The sequence below is a fragment of the Pseudoalteromonas sp. TAP-3C genome (assembly GCF_059888565.1).
Genome location: NZ_CM187618.1, coordinates 350,532 through 371,102 on the forward strand (window position 1 = coordinate 350,532; position 20,571 = coordinate 371,102).

The 20,571-nt window shown below is 37.4% G+C and carries 18 protein-coding genes; 3 read left to right on the plus strand and 15 right to left on the minus strand.

Translation table 11 applies throughout. From position 1 onward, the window contains the following. Positions 1-83: 83 nt before the first annotated feature. Together AC6H44_RS01610 and AC6H44_RS01615 are read left to right on the plus strand one after the other, a co-directional pair. The gene (locus AC6H44_RS01610; RefSeq protein ID WP_500737084.1) at positions 84-2,222 is read left to right on the plus strand and encodes a TonB-dependent siderophore receptor; all 2,139 of its coding nucleotides are present in this window, start codon (positions 84-86) and stop codon (positions 2,220-2,222) included. A gap of 47 nt (positions 2,223-2,269) precedes the next feature. Further along, a complete protein-coding gene (locus AC6H44_RS01615) occupies positions 2,270-3,466 on the plus strand; it encodes a PepSY-associated TM helix domain-containing protein (protein ID WP_500737085.1) in 1,197 nt (398 codons plus the stop codon). Between the two features lie 261 nt (positions 3,467-3,727). On the opposite strand, the gene AC6H44_RS01620 is transcribed toward AC6H44_RS01615, so the two are convergent. Beyond that, positions 3,728-5,848, minus strand: a complete 2,121-nt coding sequence (locus AC6H44_RS01620) for a S8 family peptidase (protein WP_500737086.1) — start codon at positions 5,846-5,848, stop codon at positions 3,728-3,730. Between the two features lie 296 nt (positions 5,849-6,144). On the opposite strand from AC6H44_RS01620, the gene AC6H44_RS01625 reads away from it, so the two are divergent. Continuing rightward, positions 6,145-7,329: a BaiN/RdsA family NAD(P)/FAD-dependent oxidoreductase gene (locus tag AC6H44_RS01625; RefSeq protein ID WP_500737087.1), complete on the plus strand. Its 1,185-nt coding sequence runs from the start codon at positions 6,145-6,147 to the stop codon at positions 7,327-7,329. Positions 7,330-7,392: 63 nt separating this feature from the next. Here the strand turns inward: AC6H44_RS01625 and AC6H44_RS01630 are convergent, their stop codons facing one another. The 14 genes from AC6H44_RS01630 to AC6H44_RS01695 all read right to left on the minus strand — a co-directional run bounded on the left by AC6H44_RS01630 (position 7,393) and on the right by AC6H44_RS01695 (position 20,569). After that, on the minus strand, positions 7,393-8,076 hold the full coding sequence (locus tag AC6H44_RS01630; protein ID WP_500737088.1) for an EAL domain-containing protein: 684 nt from the start codon (positions 8,074-8,076) through the stop codon (positions 7,393-7,395). Between the two features lie 55 nt (positions 8,077-8,131). Then, a complete protein-coding gene (locus tag AC6H44_RS01635; protein ID WP_500737089.1) occupies positions 8,132-8,647 on the minus strand; it encodes a glycosyltransferase in 516 nt (171 codons plus the stop codon). A gap of 4 nt (positions 8,648-8,651) precedes the next feature. Further along, positions 8,652-9,857 carry an IS4 family transposase gene (locus AC6H44_RS01640; RefSeq protein WP_500735106.1) on the minus strand — a complete coding sequence of 402 codons (1,206 nt, stop codon included), beginning with the start codon at positions 9,855-9,857 and terminating at the stop codon, positions 8,652-8,654. A 47-nt stretch (positions 9,858-9,904) separates the two neighbouring features. Beyond that, complete coding sequence (locus tag AC6H44_RS01645; protein WP_500737090.1) at positions 9,905-11,674, minus strand: glycosyltransferase; 1,770 nt, start codon at positions 11,672-11,674, stop codon at positions 9,905-9,907. A gap of 120 nt (positions 11,675-11,794) precedes the next feature. Beyond that, entirely contained in the window at positions 11,795-12,343 is a 549-nt protein-coding gene (locus tag AC6H44_RS01650) for a hypothetical protein (RefSeq protein WP_500737092.1), read from the minus strand. 37 nt (positions 12,344-12,380) lie between these two features. Further along, entirely contained in the window at positions 12,381-13,514 is a 1,134-nt protein-coding gene (locus AC6H44_RS01655) for an ISAs1 family transposase (RefSeq protein ID WP_500737093.1), read from the minus strand. Between the two features lie 146 nt (positions 13,515-13,660). Beyond that, the gene (locus AC6H44_RS01660; RefSeq protein ID WP_500737094.1) at positions 13,661-14,080 is read right to left on the minus strand and encodes a hypothetical protein; all 420 of its coding nucleotides are present in this window, start codon (positions 14,078-14,080) and stop codon (positions 13,661-13,663) included. A gap of 85 nt (positions 14,081-14,165) precedes the next feature. Then, on the minus strand, positions 14,166-14,792 hold the full coding sequence (locus AC6H44_RS01665; RefSeq protein ID WP_500737095.1) for a hypothetical protein: 627 nt from the start codon (positions 14,790-14,792) through the stop codon (positions 14,166-14,168). Positions 14,793-14,987: 195 nt separating this feature from the next. Next, positions 14,988-15,863 (minus strand): hypothetical protein, encoded by an 876-nt coding sequence (locus AC6H44_RS01670; protein ID WP_500737096.1) that lies wholly within the window; start codon positions 15,861-15,863, stop codon positions 14,988-14,990. 713 nt (positions 15,864-16,576) lie between these two features. Further along, positions 16,577-17,026 (minus strand): glycoside hydrolase family 18 protein, encoded by a 450-nt coding sequence (locus AC6H44_RS01675; protein ID WP_500737098.1) that lies wholly within the window; start codon positions 17,024-17,026, stop codon positions 16,577-16,579. A gap of 195 nt (positions 17,027-17,221) precedes the next feature. Next, positions 17,222-17,626 carry a hypothetical protein gene (locus AC6H44_RS01680; RefSeq protein ID WP_500737099.1) on the minus strand — a complete coding sequence of 135 codons (405 nt, stop codon included), beginning with the start codon at positions 17,624-17,626 and terminating at the stop codon, positions 17,222-17,224. Between the two features lie 246 nt (positions 17,627-17,872). Further along, entirely contained in the window at positions 17,873-18,496 is a 624-nt protein-coding gene (locus tag AC6H44_RS01685; protein WP_500737100.1) for a hypothetical protein, read from the minus strand. A 255-nt stretch (positions 18,497-18,751) separates the two neighbouring features. Further along, a complete protein-coding gene (locus AC6H44_RS01690; RefSeq protein ID WP_500737101.1) occupies positions 18,752-19,174 on the minus strand; it encodes a helix-turn-helix domain-containing protein in 423 nt (140 codons plus the stop codon). Between the two features lie 1,161 nt (positions 19,175-20,335). Then, the gene (locus AC6H44_RS01695) at positions 20,336-20,569 is read right to left on the minus strand and encodes a Fic family protein (protein WP_500738356.1); all 234 of its coding nucleotides are present in this window, start codon (positions 20,567-20,569) and stop codon (positions 20,336-20,338) included. Positions 20,570-20,571: the final 2 nt, after the last annotated feature.

The following is a 20,571-nucleotide window of genomic DNA, read 5'->3' on the forward strand; positions in this document are numbered from 1 at the left end:
ACCCTTTAAAGGAAATTACTTTATTATGATAATGTAAATTGTTATCATTTGCTTTCAACTTTTAACTCAAGTGTATCAATCAAATGAAATCAATTACAAAGTTAGCTGCATTTATTAGCACTATTTTATCACCTGTTACCATTGCACAGACAGAAATAAATAAAATTGATGCAGATATTGAAAAAATCACGGTAGAAAGTCGCGCTGTGAACTTATATCGAAATGGCGAGTCAAGTACTGGCAAGTTAGTTACAGATCCGCTTAATACAACACAGATGATCACCACAATAAATGAAAGTCTGATCCGTGACCAAGGTGCACGAGATGCAAAAGATCTGTATCGCAACATTGCAGGTGTGAGCCAGTTTAGTTACGCCGGTGTAACTGCTAGGGGATTTCGCCAAGAAGAAATTTATTTTGATGGTTTGCGAGGCGACCCCTACGTTGGTTTTAATGTACCACAGCTATTTAATGTAGAGCGTGTTGATTTTCTTAAGGGGCCAACGGGAATGTTGTACGGTCCAGGTGCCCCAGGTGGTATGTTCAATTACATTACGAAAAAGCCTGACTCGGAATTCAGTGCTAATGCACGCTTTATTACTGGCACAGATAATCGCTTAGGCGGTTCAGCAGAAATAACGGGGGCGATTACTGATTCGCAAAGTGTTCGAGTGGGGGCATTTTATGAGCAGCAAGATACTTACCGTGATAATAGCGCCAGTGAAGTCGCTATTTTCGATGCCGGTTATGGCTACGATTTTAATGATTCTAAATTGATTTTACAGTATACGCATTATAGTCAAGATCTAGATGCAAATAGATTACGTGGCGTTCCTGTCGATGATAATGGTAACTTTTTAACTGATATTAGTTGGAATCATAACGAAGCATCAGACTTTTTAAATTTAAACTCTGACGTTTTACAAGCTTCTCTGGAGGGTCAGTTAACTGGTAGCCTCAGTTACTATACGGCGATTCGTTACATTGAAAATGAACAAGAACAAAATTACCACGAACCTCGCGCGCTCATAGACGTTAATCTAGATGGCATAATTGACTTGGTGGGGCGAGAGTTTCGTGATCAACTCAGAGAAAATGAGGAGCTTTCTTTTGCCGCCAACTTTGTCTATGAAACGCAAATGTTAGGAGCCCAACAACGCACCGCATTTGGCTTAGACTTGTACTCTGGTGAGCAATATGCACTATTGGGCGGTGTTGCATTAGACCCTGTGTATATTGAGCGATACTTAAGTGGCAAGTCACTGGCAACAGATATACTGCCGTTAACATTGCAAAGGCCAAATTATGGTGAAACACAACCCGACCAATATGATGTGCAATTCAGACCTGAGCGAATTACCGAGCAAACACGTAACGGTGCTTATATACTCAATGAACTTGCTTGGGAAAAGTTTACTTTTGTAGCGGGGATACGTTTTGATGACTTTGAAGATAAATCGGGGAATGCTCAGTTTGAAGATAGCAATACGACTTATCGCATAGGCGGAATTTATAAGATAATGCCTAATATCTCACTGTACGGTCAATGGGCTGATTCTTATGAACCACAAGGAGTATCAAGTCAAAATCCGCAAGCTGGTGGACCGTTTGATCCTACAACGGGCGATATTATTGAAGCGGGTATAAATGCTGAACTTTTTGATGGCAGTACGTTATTAAGAATCGCAGGTTATCAAATTACACGTCAAAACTTATTGCAAAATACAGGTATTGATCCAGAGCAAGATGGAATTGATAATCTTGCTGCTGTTGGTGAAGTGACAAGTAAAGGAGTTGAAGTTGAAGTTATTGCAGATATGACTGCTAATTGGGTGGTAAGTGCAGCATATGCTTACAATGATGCGCGTATTACAAATGACAATGGCGGTGGTGGAATTGGCAATAGGGTTGGTGATAAATTTGCTAATGCACCGCAAAATCAATTAGGTTTTTGGACACGTTATCAAATTCCTGAATGGGATCTTGCTTTTGCAGTAGGTGGGAGTTATGTCGATGAGCAGTTAAGTCTATCAGGACAAAAGGTACAATCTTATTTTATCGCGGATACATCTATCATTTATGAAGTCAATAATTACAGTATTTTGTTTAGAATTGATAATGTGTTTGATAAAGAATACGCTGAGTCAGGCTTCATAAGCCGAACAGGCCATTTTCCTGGTGATCCACGTAATGTAACTTTAGAGTTTACATATAATTGGTAAATTGGGTATGAAGGGCTGAGTTTTCAGTCCTTCATTTTGGTAATGCTATGAATAGAAAAACTAATCAACGAAAAACTTTGCGTAAACTCTATGATTGGCATGCTTGGGTTGGATTTCAACTTGCTATTTTGATGTTTACAATTTTAGCTACAGGCACTATTGCTACCGTTTCTAATGAGATAGATTGGTTTATTTTTGATGAGATGCGTTCATATTCAGTGCCTGAAAATCCTCAAAAGCTTGCCGACAAAGATTGGCAGGATATGTATAAGGCTATTAAGCTTGCTTATCCTAAAGGACGGATAAAGACTATAGATAGCATGGGCAGTGATTATTTTACGTTTCGAGCACGGGTTGAATTAGTTCCAGAGAAAGATCGCTATGTACATGTAGATCAGTGGACCAAACAAGTCACTGGTGATATATCACTTTTAACAGTACAGCGGTTTTTCCGTGACTTCCACCGTTATTTGTTTATGCCTGCTTTTCCAGGTTTACCTATCGTCACATTTTTTGCATTTATTTTATGTATCTCACTTTATAGTGGACTAAAAACAACTCGTAACTGGAAAACTGCTTTGTGGCGTTTTCGTATAAGGCAAGGAGCGAGAATTTTACTCAGTGATGTACACAAGGTATTTGGCCTGTGGGGAATATGGTTTATAAGTATTATCATAGTGACTAGTTTTTGGTATCTATTTGAGTTTGGTGCAGCTGTTAGTGGAAAGAGGTTAGAACCCCCATCAGCCAAAGTTACTGTAATGACGCAGTTTGAAGGAAATAATTTTATATCGAATGAGCAGTTTTTAAAGGCTTTTGGGATAGCAAAGAAAACTCTGCCAAATTGGCAAATTACCGCTGTACAATTTCCATCCAATAATACCGGCGTTCTGCGTTTTAAAGGTGTAGGAAAAAACCCTTTATTACGCGATCGCGCTTACAAAGTAGAACTTCATCCACTTACATTAGAGGTCTTAAACAGTCATTACCCTGCAACAATGAGTACTACAAATTATTTAAACGAATATGCCGATCCTCTTCACTTTGGCTATTTTGGCGGCTTATTAACTAAGCTAATATGGTTTGTGTTTGGTTTAGCTTTAACTGGATTGTCAGTAACAGGAGTTATGATGACTTATAAACGAACTAAATTACAAAGTGTGACTCGCGTACAATATGCTACTTTACCTATTTTATTATTAGCGCTAGTGTATTTTTACTTTTGGCTTAGTCGTTATATGTAGATGGATGATTGTTTATTGAGTGAAAATTAGATGAAGATCTTTTTTTTACATATATTCAATATTTGCTAAGTTATTTACACTAAGAAATTAATAGGATGGTACGGAAAAAACCAAACGTTACCATTCGTTAGTGTTACGCAGCTGACAGGCGACGGTATGCAAATACTTGCCAATGAAGTACTTTTTATAAGCTTTTACTCAACTAAAAAAATAAAAAGCCGATACTTTTTGTATCGGCTTTTTGTTTAAAAAGAGAATGGACTATGGTTGGTATTGACCGCTTAGGGTTAAACCAGAGAATGTTTGATAGGCATTAACACTTAAGTGCCAAGTGCCCGCTTGTGGATTGCTAAAAGTACAGGTTTCAGCGTTTCCCGTTTTATAAGGACGACAGTCATAGCTTGAAACTGTTGGCTGACTACCAAATTTAACGAATAAATCGGCATCGCCTGTGCCACCAGATGTTGTCACTGTAAAGTTAGCCATACCTGCTGGCACATCTAATGTGTAATGTTTCCACTGCCCAGCAGTCGCAGAGACATCATTGACTGTTCCGCCACCTGCTTGAGGTGTACCAGACCCGCCACCTGTAACATTACCAACTAAACTAATACCAGAATAAGCAGAGTAACTGTTTAGCATTACGTGGTATGTACCCGCTGTAGGGTTATCGATAGAACATTCTTCATTGTTGCCTTCTTGATATGGGCGACAATCATACGTAGAAGCTGTTGGTTTGCTGCCAGCGCGTACATATAGATCAGCATCCCCGGTGCCACCACTCATAGTGAAAGTGACATTAGTTGCGCCACTTGGCACTGTCATAGTGTAAAAGTCTTGTGTGCTTGCAGCACCACTTAATCTAGTTTTAACTTCACCATTCACCAGCTCTTTATCACCTGTTGATGGAGGGGGTGTGCTACCTGACGCCGCGGCAACAGCGGCTGCAGCATCAACAATACCGGTTCCACAGTTAGTGCAAGTGGCAGGGAAAGCGCGCGTAGTTGTTTTTAAAATATTTTCTATTTCATCAGGGGTCGCGTTTGGCTTTGCTTGCTTGATCAGTGCTGCAACACCCGCAACATGAGGAGCTGCCATAGAAGTACCTTGAGAGAAGCCATAGCTATCACTTGTTGGTGTTGTTGAGCCTGAATTGTAAGTAGATAAAACACCTTCAGAATCATTTGCAAAGTTTTGTGCGCCGCCTGGTGCCGCTACATCGATATTATTGCCGTAGTTAGAATAATAAGCGCGGCCACCGTTACGCCCAACCGATGCAACATTAACAACGCCATTACAGTTACCTGGATTATAGTTTGTTGAATTATCGTTACTATTTCCAGAGGCAACAACAATAACACTGCCATTATTACGTGCCGTATTAATAGCACTTTGCGTGGTTGAATTACATGAACCGCTGCCACCTAGGCTCATGTTGATCACATCCGCAGGATTAGTATTTGTAGATGTACCCGCTACATTGCCACCTGACGCCCAAATAATACCATCAGCAATATCTGAGGTTAAACCACCACATTTACCTAATACACGAACAGGTACTACTTTCGAATCATAAGCAACACCTGCAACACCTTCTCCATTGTTTGTTACAGCGGCTACGGTCCCCGCAACATGAGTACCATGCCAGCTAGAACCTTGTGCACCGTTAGTACCACACTCATTAGCTGCTACTGCATCACCCGGATCGCGCGCATCATTATCACGACCATTACCATCATTAGCTACCGATAGGTTAGAAATCATATCGTAACCGGGTAAAATATTAGCGTTTAAATCTACGTGGGGGCGATAACCAGTATCAAGAACAGCCACAACCACGCCACTACCTGTTGCTGTATCCCAAGCTGTAGGCAAGTTTAAGCCGCCAGCTTGCTCATAGTAATGCCATTGATCATCAAAACGCGGATCATTTGGTGTTGCAAATGGTTGTAACATTTGATCGACTTCAATATATTCAACGTTGCCAGAATCCACCATTTCTTGCATGAACTGTTGGGCTTCATCATTATTAAGTTTTTTATCTGCACGCATAACATGGTGGTTATTCAACGCCATTGCACGAATATATTTTGCTTTAACTTTGCCTTTTTTAGACGTGAAATTTTTTACAAAACTCTGTGCTTTTTTATTCATCATTGCTGGTGTTGTATCAAGGCTTGAAGTACTTAGCATATCGCTATTATTTTTATACTTAATGATAAATTGCGTTTCAAACCCACCTTGATTTTGCAGTTTGGCCGAGGTCTCGGCCATTGAAGGAGCGATTGCTTGCGCTGGATTTGCCATGCTTGAGCTTGCAGCAAAGAGAGTACTTATTGTCAGTGCAACAGCGCATTTTTTAAATGAATTATTAAAAGTCATAATTATCCTTAGTTTTATTATTATCTGTGGTAATCCACAAAGCGGTACAAAGGTAAATGATCTGTTAATAATTTTGAAATATTAAATACGTATGTACCTATCTTATTTAGTTATAACCGTGTGTTTAGTGCGCTTTCAATTGTTTTGTATTTTATTTCTTATTATTAATGGTTCTAATGTATTAGGTTTTTTTTATTATTAATTAGTCTTTATTGATAAATTAAGAACAATATAAAGCTATCTGGTTGTTATCAAAATTTTGTTATAATTAGCAAAAGTTTTAAAGAGATAACTAAATGACTCACCTTGATGTAATAGTGATTGGTGCAGGAGCCGCTGGTTTAATGTGTGCAGCCCAAGCGGGATACCGCGGCCGAAGCGTTGCAGTACTTGATATGGGTAAAAAGCCAGGCCGTAAAATTTTAATTAGTGGTGGCGGGCGATGTAATTTTACTAACGAAAACGCCAGCCCGAGTAATTATTTATGTGCTAATCCACACTTTGTTAAATCATGTTTGAGCCGTTATACCCAGCACGATTTTGTAGAGCTTGTCGACCGCCATGGTTTGGCATATCACCATAAAACATTGGGGCAATTATTTTGTGATAATAGCGCACAAGACATCGTTGATATTTTACTAACCGAATGTGAATGGGCGGGCGTTACTATTAAGCTGCGCAGCGAAGTATTAAATGTTGCTAAAACAGCCACCGGCTATAGTGTGACCACTGAACAAGAAACACTGACCTGTGAGTCGCTAGTGATTGCGTCGGGTGGGTTAACTATGCCTAAACTTGGCGCTACGCCAATAGGTTATAAAATTGCAGAGCAGTTTGGCCTGAACGTATTGCCCACCATGGCGGCTTTAGTCCCTTTTACTTTACATCAACACGATAAAGAGCGCTTTGAAGGGCTTTCAGGTATTAGTATTCCTTGTGAAGTGACAAGCGAAGATGGCACAGTATTTAAAGAAAATATTTTATTTACTCACCGCGGTTTATCGGGGCCTGCCATATTACAAATAAGCTCATTTTGGCGAGCAGGACAGGCGGTGACGATTAATTTATTGCCCGAAATAGACTTAAAACAACAGCTAGCTGATTGGCGAGAAACACAAGCACAAAAATCATTAAAAAATAGCCTAGCGACTATCCTACCCAAGCGCTTTATAGAAATACTCCATGACAGTAAAGCGCTCCCCGACTGTAATATTAACCAACTGACGCATAGTCAAATAGATGCGCTAGCTGCTTATATTCATGCGTGGCAAATTAAACCTAATGGCACCGAGGGCTATAGAACCGCAGAGGTTACATTAGGGGGGGTTGATACCGATGAATTAAGCTCTAAAACATTTGAGGCTAAAAAAGCCAAAGGCCTCTATTTTATTGGCGAAGTAACCGATGTAACGGGTTGGCTTGGAGGCTATAATTTTCAATATGCATGGAGCTGTGGATTTGCCGCCGGGCAGTACGTGTAAATGTTTAGGAGCAATAATAAGGGATGAATGCTTCACCCCTTATTATTGTTGTACATTTTCAGTCTATTTTATTGAGGGAATTAACTCTGGTTTTCCTAAATAATATCCTTGCACATAATCTATATTCATATCTTTTACTTTTTTATATATATCAATATTTTCAACGCCCTCAGCTATAACCTTAGCGCCTAGCTCATGACAAAAAGCGACTAACTTAACAAGCGCAGAATCACAAACATCGGTTTGGCAATACTGAAAAATCATGTCACCATCTAACTTTATATAATTTGGGTTAAGGTCAAAGACATTTTTAAAATTTGAATGTTTAGTTCCAAAATCGTCAATGGCAAACAGGCAACCAAAGCGTTTAAAAAGTAATATTCGCTCTTGTATACGCACATCGCTATAGAGTAATTCTTGTTCTGTAATTTCGATAACAATATTGTGCAACCTAGTATTTTTTGTATGCGCAGTAGTTAAAAAATCTAGTGTGGCAGCTGATAAGAACTGTTTTACAGTAAAGTTTATAAATAGCAGCTCAGCTTCTGTTCTGATATTTTTAGTTGCATCAATTTTGAATATTTCAGTGAGAAGTTCAAATGAAAACTCTGTATATAGTTCTGGATTACGATTAAATACTTCAAGTGGTATAGAGTTAAATTTTCGTAATAATATTTCCTGGCCGAATGCTCCGTCGTCTATGGCCGAAACAATTGGCATTATTGCAAATGAAGTATTGTTATCCATAATATATTTTAATTCCCTATATGAACTTTATAAAATTAATGCATGAAACTTAAGGTTAGCTAGATTTATCATTACTCATTAATGCCTGTACATACTGTGGATCAACTTTAGTCCAATAATGACTGCTAGTGTCTTTTGGTGAGGTGTTATCACTATGAACAAAACCTACATAGCCTGAATACTCTTGATGAGGAATAATTTTTTTTGTATTTTTTGTCCATAAAAATTCCGCATCCTCACCTATTGTTTGGTGTTTAAATTGATTATTGATCCAGAACTTTTTCCAATAACAAAGCGAGCCGCCTAATACCCAATTCCGCTCTGATTGCGGGTAAGAATAAAGCCAAGCCAGTCTTTTTTTAGGATCGAAATAATAGACATTGGTTATCCCAGTAATATCGCCTTTTGAGCTTAATAAAGCATGAACTTGTGTAGCTATCCAGTCTTTAGCCATCCAATCATCATCATCCCAGTGAATAATGACATCACCACTGGCGAGTTCGTTAGCGATATTACGTTTATTACCTATAGAATGGTGTGAATTTAACTTTAAGTACTGAGAGATCCCCACGAATTTAGCCTAAATTATCAATTTGTATAGTCAGAAGTGACAACTGGCTATACACATAAATAATGAACTGCCCATCAGGCTCATACCTAGGATCATCAACCACTTCTTTGCCAAGATAAATATAGGACAATACTCGTCGTTTTTTCTCTGTATTCGCTTGTAATGCCGCATCCCCTTGTTGTGCCGACACGGTGTACCCTATGCACCATAAGACAAACAACATTAACGCCGCTATGAGCAATAAATTATCAAACCTTTCTGCGCTTCTTGAATTTGCAAAGGCTAAACTAATGCCAAGTTTTGCATTCTTAGTGTCTCTGAAACTTTCTTCTATTTGCATACGTTGTTTATATAAAGTCACAATCCGTTGAGGCTTATCTGTAAATTGTGTAGGTAAATTAAACACAAGTAGCCAAGGCTCTTTGGCCTTTTGTTGTTGGTATTTAACCGTTGTACATTGAGATTGCCCACCCCGTTTTTTGATTTTTTTACGTCCCTTGTTTTTCCCTCTAAACAAAACACCTTGGCACGCGAAACGAACTGTTTTTCCGTAGTAAATCTGTGTCAGAAGGTGTGGTTTATCTGTTGCTTGCTCAAACCATGATTTACAATTTCGCCATGTCTCAAGGTCGCTAGATAAGGTCACATTGCCTCTGACGCGCCCAAGCCAATACCAGCCTTTATCTTCTATGGCTTTAAACCATGGCGTTCTAAAAATAGCATCAGATAAAATAATAGGCTGACAATCTGCAGGTAAACACTGTGCCAAGCTATCGAGTAAGTGTTGATGAGCCGCTTCGGTATTTAATTCGCTTTCAGGATACACTTTTTCATAGAGCGTTAACGCTCTTCCCCCCATTGGTATGCTTGCCCTGAGCACTTGAAATATTTCGCCGCCATTAATAGGTGACCAGTCAACGATAATAAGTGGGTGTTGTTGCTGGCCTACTAAGCATTCGGTCATATGTTCATAGAAACAAAGACGTTCTTGATGCAGGTTAGCATTACCAATCAAACGGTCTGCGCGTTTAATATCATGTTTTTTATCGGTATTAGAAAATGATTTTAATCCGCGGCCTAGGTAAGTGACAGTAACGCGCTGGTCACGCAAGCCTGAGTTAACAAACGTAAAGACTGTATTTAAACGTGTTTTATGAATTTCAGGGTAGGCAATGGCAATATCTTTGTGTAATATTTCGGTGGCTTTCATGATTATGAGTGAGTTTTTTTATAGTGAAAAAATTTGATCACAAATAATCATGAGAGTCTACCATTAATTTTTATTTTGTGGGGATTCGTCAGCTTTAAGTATTTAATGTTATTTATATTAGAAGGTATGAGTTTATCTACAGGATCATTGCCATCATCGACAATTATTAATTCCTTGTTATTGTAGGATTGTTTTAAAAAATGTTGGATTGCTTTGACGACAAATTGCTTTCTATTTTTGGTTGGCATAATGCAAGATACTTTGGGTAAAGAGCTTTGCTCCCCAATAAGATGCTTTGTCGGTGATGGGGCAATAGTTTCCTCTTTCACTGCTTCATAATATTGACGATAAAATGTTAGATCGCTTGCCAATAAAGAAAAAACATCAGTCTTTATCCAACCATTTTTGTTTTTAAACTGACCACTTTCAAAAGACCAACTATTGGTATCATGACGTAAATATATAAATAAATTACAGCCGTCTATTTTTGCTAAACGTGCTTTTTTATTAATTAACTCTTCCAACAGCACAGCATCTTCGCGAAGTGAAATGTCAAGAAATTGAGAGTGACCTAAACACTTACGTGTATACATCAATGTACCGCCATGCACTCCTTTTACAAACATGTCATTATATAAATCTGAACTCGTCTCCCATGCCTCCCAACGAGAAGGGCTAAAAAAAGCAGTATTATATAAGGCTGTTATATCAGCTTCTCCTTGTAAAATAGGCTTGGCTTGTTCAGATAATCTGTTGTTGGCATACCAATCATCATCGTCCCAGTGCACAATAATCTGACCACAAGCAAGTTTTACTGCCATATTTCGTTTGTAGCCTATACTGGATCTCTCTGGTGATTTTATGCAATAAATATTACTAAATTGTTCAATACCCGTGGGTAAGTCTGTTAGCGTATCATAGACAATGATCAACTCGGTATGTGGGTAATCTTGTCGTGAAAAGTAGACAATAGCCTGTTTGACAAAATTAGCTCTATCTTGCGTTGGCATAATGCAGGAGATTAATGGTTTATCTTCCTTATTCAATTGTTTTGATGGCAAGTAGTAATCTTTTACTTTAGTTGAATATTTATCAGTCTTCATGCTTAGCAACCGTGAGTCTGCTAAGAAGGTTTTGTCTCTGTTCGTATTATCAGTAAAGTAGAATTTATGAGCGTAGGCATTTTTTACCCATACAGCATCATATCCGGCCTCAATAGCCCTTTGTTGGTAGTCTATTTCCCAACAAAATCCATTTTTAAAATCTTCATCGGCATAACCAATAGTGTTAATTACGGCTTGATTGAGTACAAAACAAGACTCTAATAATGGACACAATGATTCTGTATTTGAAAGAGGGTTAAATTTATACTGAAGTTTTTGACTTCTTAGCAATAAGTTAATATTTTTAGGAGATTCATCCTGATACAAACTTTGTTGATTCCAAGCATTATTGCTTGAAGGGCCTACTAAGCCAATATTTTCGTTTGACGTGAATTCCGACAATAATAATTTAAGACTATGTGGTGCTAGCAACATCTCGCAGGTTATAAATACATAATAGTCGGCTTGTTGTGCAATAAGCTGGTTAAAGTAATACACGTGACCGCTTTGTTGTGCGTTTAATTCGATAACTGAATAGGGCAATTGCTGAATAGTTTGCTTAAGCTGCTCATTTGGCTGATCCAATAATAAAAGCAGTGTCGCATTTTTAACTTCTGCTGCATTTAGGTGCAAGTGGTATAACACATTATGTAGTTGAAGGCTGGTTGTTTGTAAATCAATATAAACACCAATTATCGTACTATTCTTGTTCATTTTCAGTTTATCCTTAAGATTTTTCACACCCGTTTTGTTATAAAAGTAATGATGGGTATTTCGCTTATCGCATATTTAAAGAGAGAAAATAGAAATATTTTGCAAGTAATTAATACGCAATTAACGTATTAAAAATTTTAACGGTTTAGAAAATTCTCCAGGTTGTCCTCCTTGCATAATGAGGTTGACCTTCTTGTTCTCGGAGATATCTAACTTGTTTAAACTGACGTTTAAATCACCAGGATGAATCATTCCACCTTGTTGAGCTCTTAAATCAGCACAAATATAAATAGTTGTCGATAACTCAAATTTTACTTGGTTATTAAAGTCAATTTTTTGAGCGGCAATAATGCGTTTATTCTTAATAAGGTTAATACCCTCAACTTTATTCTCCATAGTTTTTTGAAAAATAACATGATCAGATTGGTAGTCTATAGCAATACCACCGTTTCCCATATCGGGCTTATTATTTGCAGATAAAGAATTTATAGCGCTAACGTTGCCGTAAGCGTCGAATAATTGATACTCATAGGCCCAATTTATACGAAAAGGGTGGGTCCACTGATAATTGCAGTTGTTTATCACCTTCCATGCCAGCATTTGGTTAATATTTCCAAATAGGTTCCGCTGGAATAGCGTTACCCTAGGCCGATGATTATTGGTTGACATGTTAGTAAAGCAAATATCCAGGGCAAACGGGTTGATTTTATACAGTTAGCCCAACGGTTAGCACTTTCATCATATAAACATTATCCCAACCCGCTTTCAAGCGCTTGCTTTTCACTCCAACCTTTGCACTTTTTTCGTTCTTCAATAGATTAAGTGCTATTTTATTAATTAACGCGATGTTTTGAGCTGCATACCCACTGCGTAAACGGTTTTGGTCTTCATTAAAGCTAACGTCGAGTTGCCAATGTAATTTATTCTCCACATGCCAATGACTACGGATAGCATCAGCAATAAATGCAGCGTCTTTATCTTTATGGCTACTAAGATAATACCGCTTCTCATTCGAACTTACACCATTTACCTCTCGTGTTGAGCATATTACGGCAATACTTTTTAAGCTTTTCCATCGTGGATGTCGTGCTACCAACCAATCTACTTCTGTCGTTAACCAAACCTCTCTATTTTCTATTCGCCCGTGATCACCATTTAGTGAACGATGCACGCTGTGTGGGATATTTTTAAATTGCGTGTTGAGCTGGGTATCTAAATGTAGTTTAACGTCATCATAAATCTCCCCTTGATTCCCCTTAAGTCCAAGCACATAGTTACCCTCGTTAGAGATTATTTGCTCACCGATTTTATACTGGCATCCCATGGCATCTGTTGTAATTGTTGCTCCTTTTATGTCAAGGAGCTCAAGCAAAATGGGGATAGCGGTTATTTCATTCGATTTATCAGCAACCTTAACTTGTCCTAAACAAAAATTATTCTCAACAGACCATGCACTGACTAAGTGAGTTGCGGGCATACCTGAGGCTTTATCTAATGTACGGCGCATTACTTTACCATCCAGAGCAATCACTCCTTCTTTATTCTTACTTATTTCAGTGACCCATTTGGTAAATGCGCTATTAAATTCAGTTGGGTTGAGGCGATTGAGTACGTCATTAAAAGTGTCATGACTAGGAATACCATTTTTCAGGTCTAAAAATTTCCGTAACCACTTTACTTTTGACTTTCCGTATTCTTCTATCTCGTTAAAATTATTGCAACCGCTGATAATAGCGCAAATAGCGATACTCAGAATATTAATAAGTGGATGGCGGACACTGGCAGAGTTTCTTGGATCGGTTAGTTGATTAAAAGCTTGGCTGATAGTCGTTTCTTTCATGTTTTGTACAGGCAAAGACTATTATAAACCACGATCATTAGGATCGGTCAAATGATCAAAAAGTACTTGTATGTTTTTTACCCGTTTGCCCTGAGCAAATATCAGTAAACATAGTATTCTTAATCCTGATGGTGTATCAGCAATTACTAAACGGCTGTTAAATCAAAACACATTACGTAACCAATTTCTTCTCTTATTAAGTGTTCTAAACCGTAGCTTAAATTGATCCTTAAGCAAACATTAACACCAGAAGGTTCAAGAGAGACCCAGCCTTTTATAGTGAAGTCACTACTTGGTTTAGGGGGAGAGCTAGGTGGCGATGTTTGCGCTATAGGTGCAATAATATCAACTCGACCAGCAAAAACGGTTAGTTCAGGAATAATACTAGCAACACCTTGTTTATTAAGTGTGTAATCGGTGAGTGTTACAGCTACTGATACCAACATGCCGTTTTCATCGTACTCAGGTAATCCGGAAATTTCGATACCATTATAGGGGGCTTCCGAATTTGGACGTTTGCTCCAGTCACCAGATTGCCATATTTGTAAAGTTGGGTCGTTTGCCATGTTATTTGTCCTTATGAATGTAAGTTTTTTAGCGTGTGAAAATGTTGAGGCTAAATAAATAGCCTACAACATTTGGATGATACTGCTATTTATTAATATTTTCTAAATGAAAACTAAATGCTGTCGCACTAGGTCCTGAACCACCGCCAGTCATCACAATGTCAGCACTTTGAATACCAAAAAGGTTAAGCTCAGTATTGATTTGCTGAATAATTGCCGAATTCATAACGTCTCCTTCGACTATTTGAGAAGCAGTACCAATAAATATTCGTGGTTGAAATTGGAATACCCCCTTTTGACCCGGTGCAATATTGGTTTTCGCAGCCAGTAGTTTACCATCACGGTAAATATTCCCATTCATAGCACCAGTACTTAAATTGTTTTTTATTTCAACTTCCTGTGGAGATACTGCAGGTGTTGACGATAGCTGCAACACATCACCAGAGGTATCTTTGACCATTTCAAAGGATTGACCTTCATAGGCAGTAAATTCTGGTGAATAGTTACCATATGAATCACTTGCACAGACCTGAAATTGCAACGGGTAATTAAAAGGGTGGTTATCGTTACGGCCACAATTTTGAATAACTCGCCAAGCAACAGCTAGTTCGTCAAAAGTTTCCGCGACGTTTTTTTGAAAAATAACGACTTCACTATTATTGATATCGTTAGAACGGTTGATAAAGTTTAATTTAATATTTTCTTGAGCCATTTTATATTTCTCTTATTTATTTGAGTATTAAGTTATTAAATAAAAATTTATAGTTAATAACTATTTATGCTTTGAGCGTTTTGCTTAGCACAGGAATTAATTTAGGTCATATAACACACTAAAACCTTTGCTAGATATTCACTTTTCTTTGATTTATTCACTTTCGTTAATAAATTGTCAATATAAAGTGGGTTTCTACCAGCCTAACTGATTTATTATTGCCATGGTAATAGCATCGACACCGCCGGGTTGATCAGGAATACCTCCTGCTCGCATTAAACAGTGATTATAATGTGCTTGAAGGTGGTCTGCGGATGTGAAGGGAAGAAAAGGGATCGGAGTAAATATGTCATAAGCAACGCCACCGGCTGTAAGCTGAAAACTCTCTGCTAGTAGACCAGCATTATTTAGACCACGCAAACGATTAGCCAGCGATGGTGTATTGTTGACGGGTGCATTATTCCAGAGTTGACAGAATACTGTCGGGTGGCCATTGAGGTTTACTGCCGAATTTGGATTCATAGGATTGTTAAGATCATTCCAAAATGGAATTAAAACATCTATATCAGCAAGAGCATAATGAGCAACCAGCCCATTTAATAATGGTTGAATGGCAGCTATTAGGCTGTCACTTGAGTATTGCCCAATATTACCTGCGCCATTATTTACTATATTACATAGCCCTAGAAATCCTAACCCATGACAACATTCATGCATAGCGAGAATACGGGCAAAGTTTTGAGGATTTGTATTATTATTTATTTCGGTTGAGTTTAAAAAAATCACCATATCGGTGCGGTCAACATCATTAGCTAGTAAAGCTAACCTTCTAGCTAGTGCCGTTGTGTAAACGATATTATTAGCCGTATTCAGATATAGGTTGGGTACTGTTATGCCATTAAAGCCAAGCAATTGATCGGTAGTTACGACTTTAATTCGGTATTCAGCAAAGGCGGGTTGTTGAAATAAATTGTGCCATCCCGTTATGCCATTTATTCCTTCCTCTATTGCAGCTGTAATATTGGCCGCTAACGGTACTGCTTGTAGTTGTTGTAATTGATAATGCAACATATATTTTCTCCATATTTATATATTATTTATGCGATATCGCCAGATAAATGATATAAATATCGAAATAATAAACCTTTATATGAGGTTATTTTTTCTTTGCTTACGTCATTTTTAATGATAAATAAAATAGATATTATGGGAGGGTTATGTATTGAGGTTTAAATCTAGCTACTTTAAAGGTTATTTATAATCAGTTGATTAAATAAGAATAAATTAGAGGGAAGTATAAAGCAGCAAAGGTGATGGCAATTTTATTTGACCTCACTTTGATTGCTTTAATGTCAATATTTTTGATGCTATTAGGCTTTACTTCCATTTAAGCATTTATTCAGAGTTTCACCCCAAATTCCGTAGATATCACTATCAATTTTCCAGCCCATTACCCCACCAAATGGAATTTTTCGTGCTTTAGCCTGATTCAAAATGTCTACTAACGCACCTGTAGGTATATAACCAGTACTGTTGCTACTGCCGACATCGTCTTTAGTGATAGGTTTGCCAATAACACTTTCTCAAAGGGGACCTTTGGTGAGTCTTGAGTTATAATGCTTTTTACTGATGTTTCATTACTTACACCTAGATATTCAATGTCAAATATAGAGCTGAAATCTTCATATGCTTGATAAGCATAAGATCCCTGATTGTAGTATTAAATATTGTAGTAATCGACTTTACCAGCAGTTAGCTCTTCAAGTTTTGCATAGCCTTCGAACTTATGAAAGTAAGGTGCCTGAGGTGCGTGAGATATTTGCAGCGTGGTTTTTTTCAGTTGCGACACCGGCAACTGCGTTCGTCACAGCAGCCAACCATTGTAAGGTCTGCTGATTCATTTGAATATTTTCAATATCTAAATCTACCCCATCAAAACCGTTTGCTAGGGCGTATTCGGCAAGGGCTTTTCCATACTCTTTAGCATGTTGTAGATCTGCTACTTCAGGTAGGTAAGTTGAGCCGCCTGCAGCCAAAATACACTTTTTCCCCGCTTTCTTCACTGAATTTATAATGTCTGAGTTACTTACCGCAGATACAGCTGCGCCGGCAACTCCCTGTTCAGGGCTTACCCAAAGTGAAAATATAACATCTGTATAACCACCGATGCATTTTGTCACGCTATCTACTGTGACACTTCCATTGAAATATCCTACGACTTTATAATCTTTCATTGTAGTTCCTTCTATTTAAGTATGGCTAAAATAGTTTAATTGAAAATCTACTCTCAATACTTCGGAGTTAGATCTTCATTACTATAGTTATCAATTGGGCTAAAGCCCATTTTAATAGGTTTTAGTTTTTTTATAGGCTTAAGCGAAACGCACGCACTTTGCTCAAGCCATACGTACCTTACAGGCGAAAAATTATTACAATTTCAAATACTTTGGCGCTTTTAGATAGGCCAATTCATTAAATTCCCATTTTGCCCCGTATACCCCATCACCTAAATCAACAGAGTTTTTTTGCTTTGGAACAGTCTTTATTATATCGACTTGATCTTTTGTATTACCAGATGCCCAATCTGTTACAAATCCGACAAAAAACCATTCATCGCAACCATTTATTTTGTCTTTAACTGCATTCGCCTTTTCATCATTAAATAGACCTTGTGTGTCAACTTCTACTAAATGTATTCCTGTTAGTAGATCTCCTTTGCGACTTACCACACCAAGACAAGATGAAAAAGGTGTAAATTGAATCCTTTTACCTTCACCACATTCCATTTCTTCTATTACCATTGCATTTGCTGCATCTTTAAAACTGTAAGTCATATTTTTTGTCTCCAATAATTTGTTAGATCTCATTAATTGTTATAGGCTTTCTTCAGTTGCCTGAGCTAGAACCCGTTTTAATGGGCTTTAGGTTTTGTTATGGGATTATTTTCGGTCTCCCAGTTTTTAATGTGCTTACTTAGACGCCAAGATGAAAAAATCATATGCAACAGTAGGTTAATGTAAGGTCAATCGATTTGTTAATTAAATACTATGCTACACGGCTTAAGTAGTTGGGGAACAGAATTAGTTTGAATTAATGTATTTCTCCACAGCATTTATTCGGGCAGTGGCTACCTTTTTATCTCCCGTAAATGTGTCACTTTTAATGTAGCTTAGGTAATTGGAAGAACTTAACCATGACCATGGCTCTCCCCCTGCCTGAATATTAAACCCCATATGTTTCGCAGTAGAACCATAATTCTTGAAAGCAAACTCTAATCCAGCCCAGACATCATCATCGAAGTTTGGTCCATTATTCAAGAGGATAGTCAGGGCACTAGACACCATTTGTGATCTACAAGATTCCGATGTGAGTATTATCAATGCAGACACATGTTCTTTACTATCGCTCAAGTTAGTATCTTTTAATGCATCGATATATTTTTGTTTAGTTTTATTGCTTCCGAAATGATTATAGCTTATCAAGTTCACTAAATTGCCATGCGAGTTTGTCACTTGGGTTATCTCAAATTGATTCCTATCCATTGCTATTTTGCCTTTTTGAACATTATTATAACCATAGGAAATTTCGAGAATCGTACCGTTAAGTACAATACCCAAACCACCTGCGGGCACTATTTTTTTTCTGTGATATAAAATAATTGCATCAATAATTTGCGTATTTACTACAGTATTTTCACTAATCATATTTCTCTCCAACATCTATTTTTAATTTATCTGTAATAGGCTTTGTTTATTACCTATAACATGGTGTTAAAGTCCATTAGTGGACTTTATTTACGTTATACCTTCTATAAATGTGAACTAATAACAGCCAAAACGGCTGTTAAAAGACCACACGCTATTTTTTGAACTCTCTTTATAAGTACTTTTTATCTCTCAACTCTTTTGAGTAATTACAGCGCTTTTGAAGAGGAGTTAACATTATCCACCTCCTAGTGTTTATACCTTTGCCCTTTGCATGGTATTCTTTGTTTGATGACTTTTTTGTTTTTGCCTATATTGCACTGGGGATAATTGATATTTTCTTCTAAACGCAGTAGAAAAGTTATTGGAATCTGGGTAACCCACGGCGTGGGAAATAGCTAAAATGGTTTGATCTGTAGAGGTAAGTAACTGTGCTGCATGCAGCATGCGTTGCTCTCGAATCCAATTTAATGGGGTGGCGCCATAGTGGGTTTTAAAAGCAAAAGAAAGCTTATTTCGATTTGTGCCCATGTGACGAATAAGTGTTGATATTGAAATATCATTCGCCATTTCCGATAATAGGTACGATGCGGATTTTTCTGCTAAAGCGAAGATGGGATCAAGTTTTAAGTTATGTTTTAGTAAAAGTAGCTGTTTTGATTTTTCTCTACAGGCCATGCATTCAGTTATTGCTGTCTCTTCCTTTTGAAAAAGCAAGGCTAACTTGACACGTAACAACAGCTCGGGCTCAATAATCGGTGTAAAAATATAATCATGTATACCTTGCTCAAATAACCATGTTCGGTTGTCTGTGTTTATATTAGTTAATGCAAGGATAGGTGGAGTAATAAATTGTTTGTGCGTAATCCTTTCTGTTATATCAGAGAGTGGGGTTTGCTTTTTATTTATCGATAAGTGCTCCGTACCTGTAATAATTAGGTCGAATAGGAAGGGGGGTTCTGTCTCGAGTTGCTTCGGCAGTAGGTGAAATACGTTATAGGTTTCCTTATTTAGTATGTTTAATAATGTGCTTAAATCAGTTGACGTTATATTTGTTAATAATATTTTTTTTACCCATCATATTACTCTTCCTTTATTCATTTTTAATTAGAGGCTGTTGATAACAAATGTTTGTAACAAGAATTTCGGATCAACAGAAGTCATGTGCTTTAATGCGTGTACTCAGGGATTGCCGTGAATTTGACTATCTATAAGATTTGCGAAAACACTATTAACTTTTTATTTACTTTTTTATTGTACCCGCAATAGGATCAAAGTAAAAGCCTTTAACAACCCAGAATCTCCGGCCCTTATTTGATTTGTTTGGCGATCAAAAAACCATGATATTTTTAAAAAAAGTCGCCATATGAGCTCATAACATTTAAGTGTACTTTCATTGCAATTTAAGTTAATTAACGCATAAACGTACTCAGTAAATTTAATTACATTGTATTATTTGTGATTAATCCATTGAGTATGGTAATTCAGTACTGCATTTACGCTCTGAAGTACGAGAGGGGGACCCTATTGATGCGTTTGCTCAATTAGAAATTTTACATTTTCATCTAGATAAATTTACTGTTATATATCTGATTTAAATAAAGCAAGGTAACTTGTTAAAGTATTTAGAATACAGGGTGAATTAGTACAATTCTTTGTAGATTCACTATTAAAAACACTATAAAAATAACATGCTAAAAATGCAGGATACAGAGGGTTTCTGTCTTCACTTATAATTGAATAAAGCAAGTTCTTTTCAAACAATTATAGAATTTAGCTACAAACTGCGTATTAACACGTCAATTCATCTTTGAGGTGGCGTTTATTCCTACTCTGTTTTTAACTCGTCTGGGTAAGTTTATACTGCTGCATTTTGCTGTTCGGTTTTTCGGGAATAGTCATTTCGATTATGCCTGCATCAATTGCTGGCTTTAAGTAACGCTCTCTAAAATGTTTACGATCTTTTAACCCTAGCTTATTTTGTAGTTCTTGTCGGTTTAGTGATTTTTCGCTTTGGTTAAATACATTAATTAAAGCGATGACTTGGGGGGCTTGTAAGTCTGCATTTACAATAC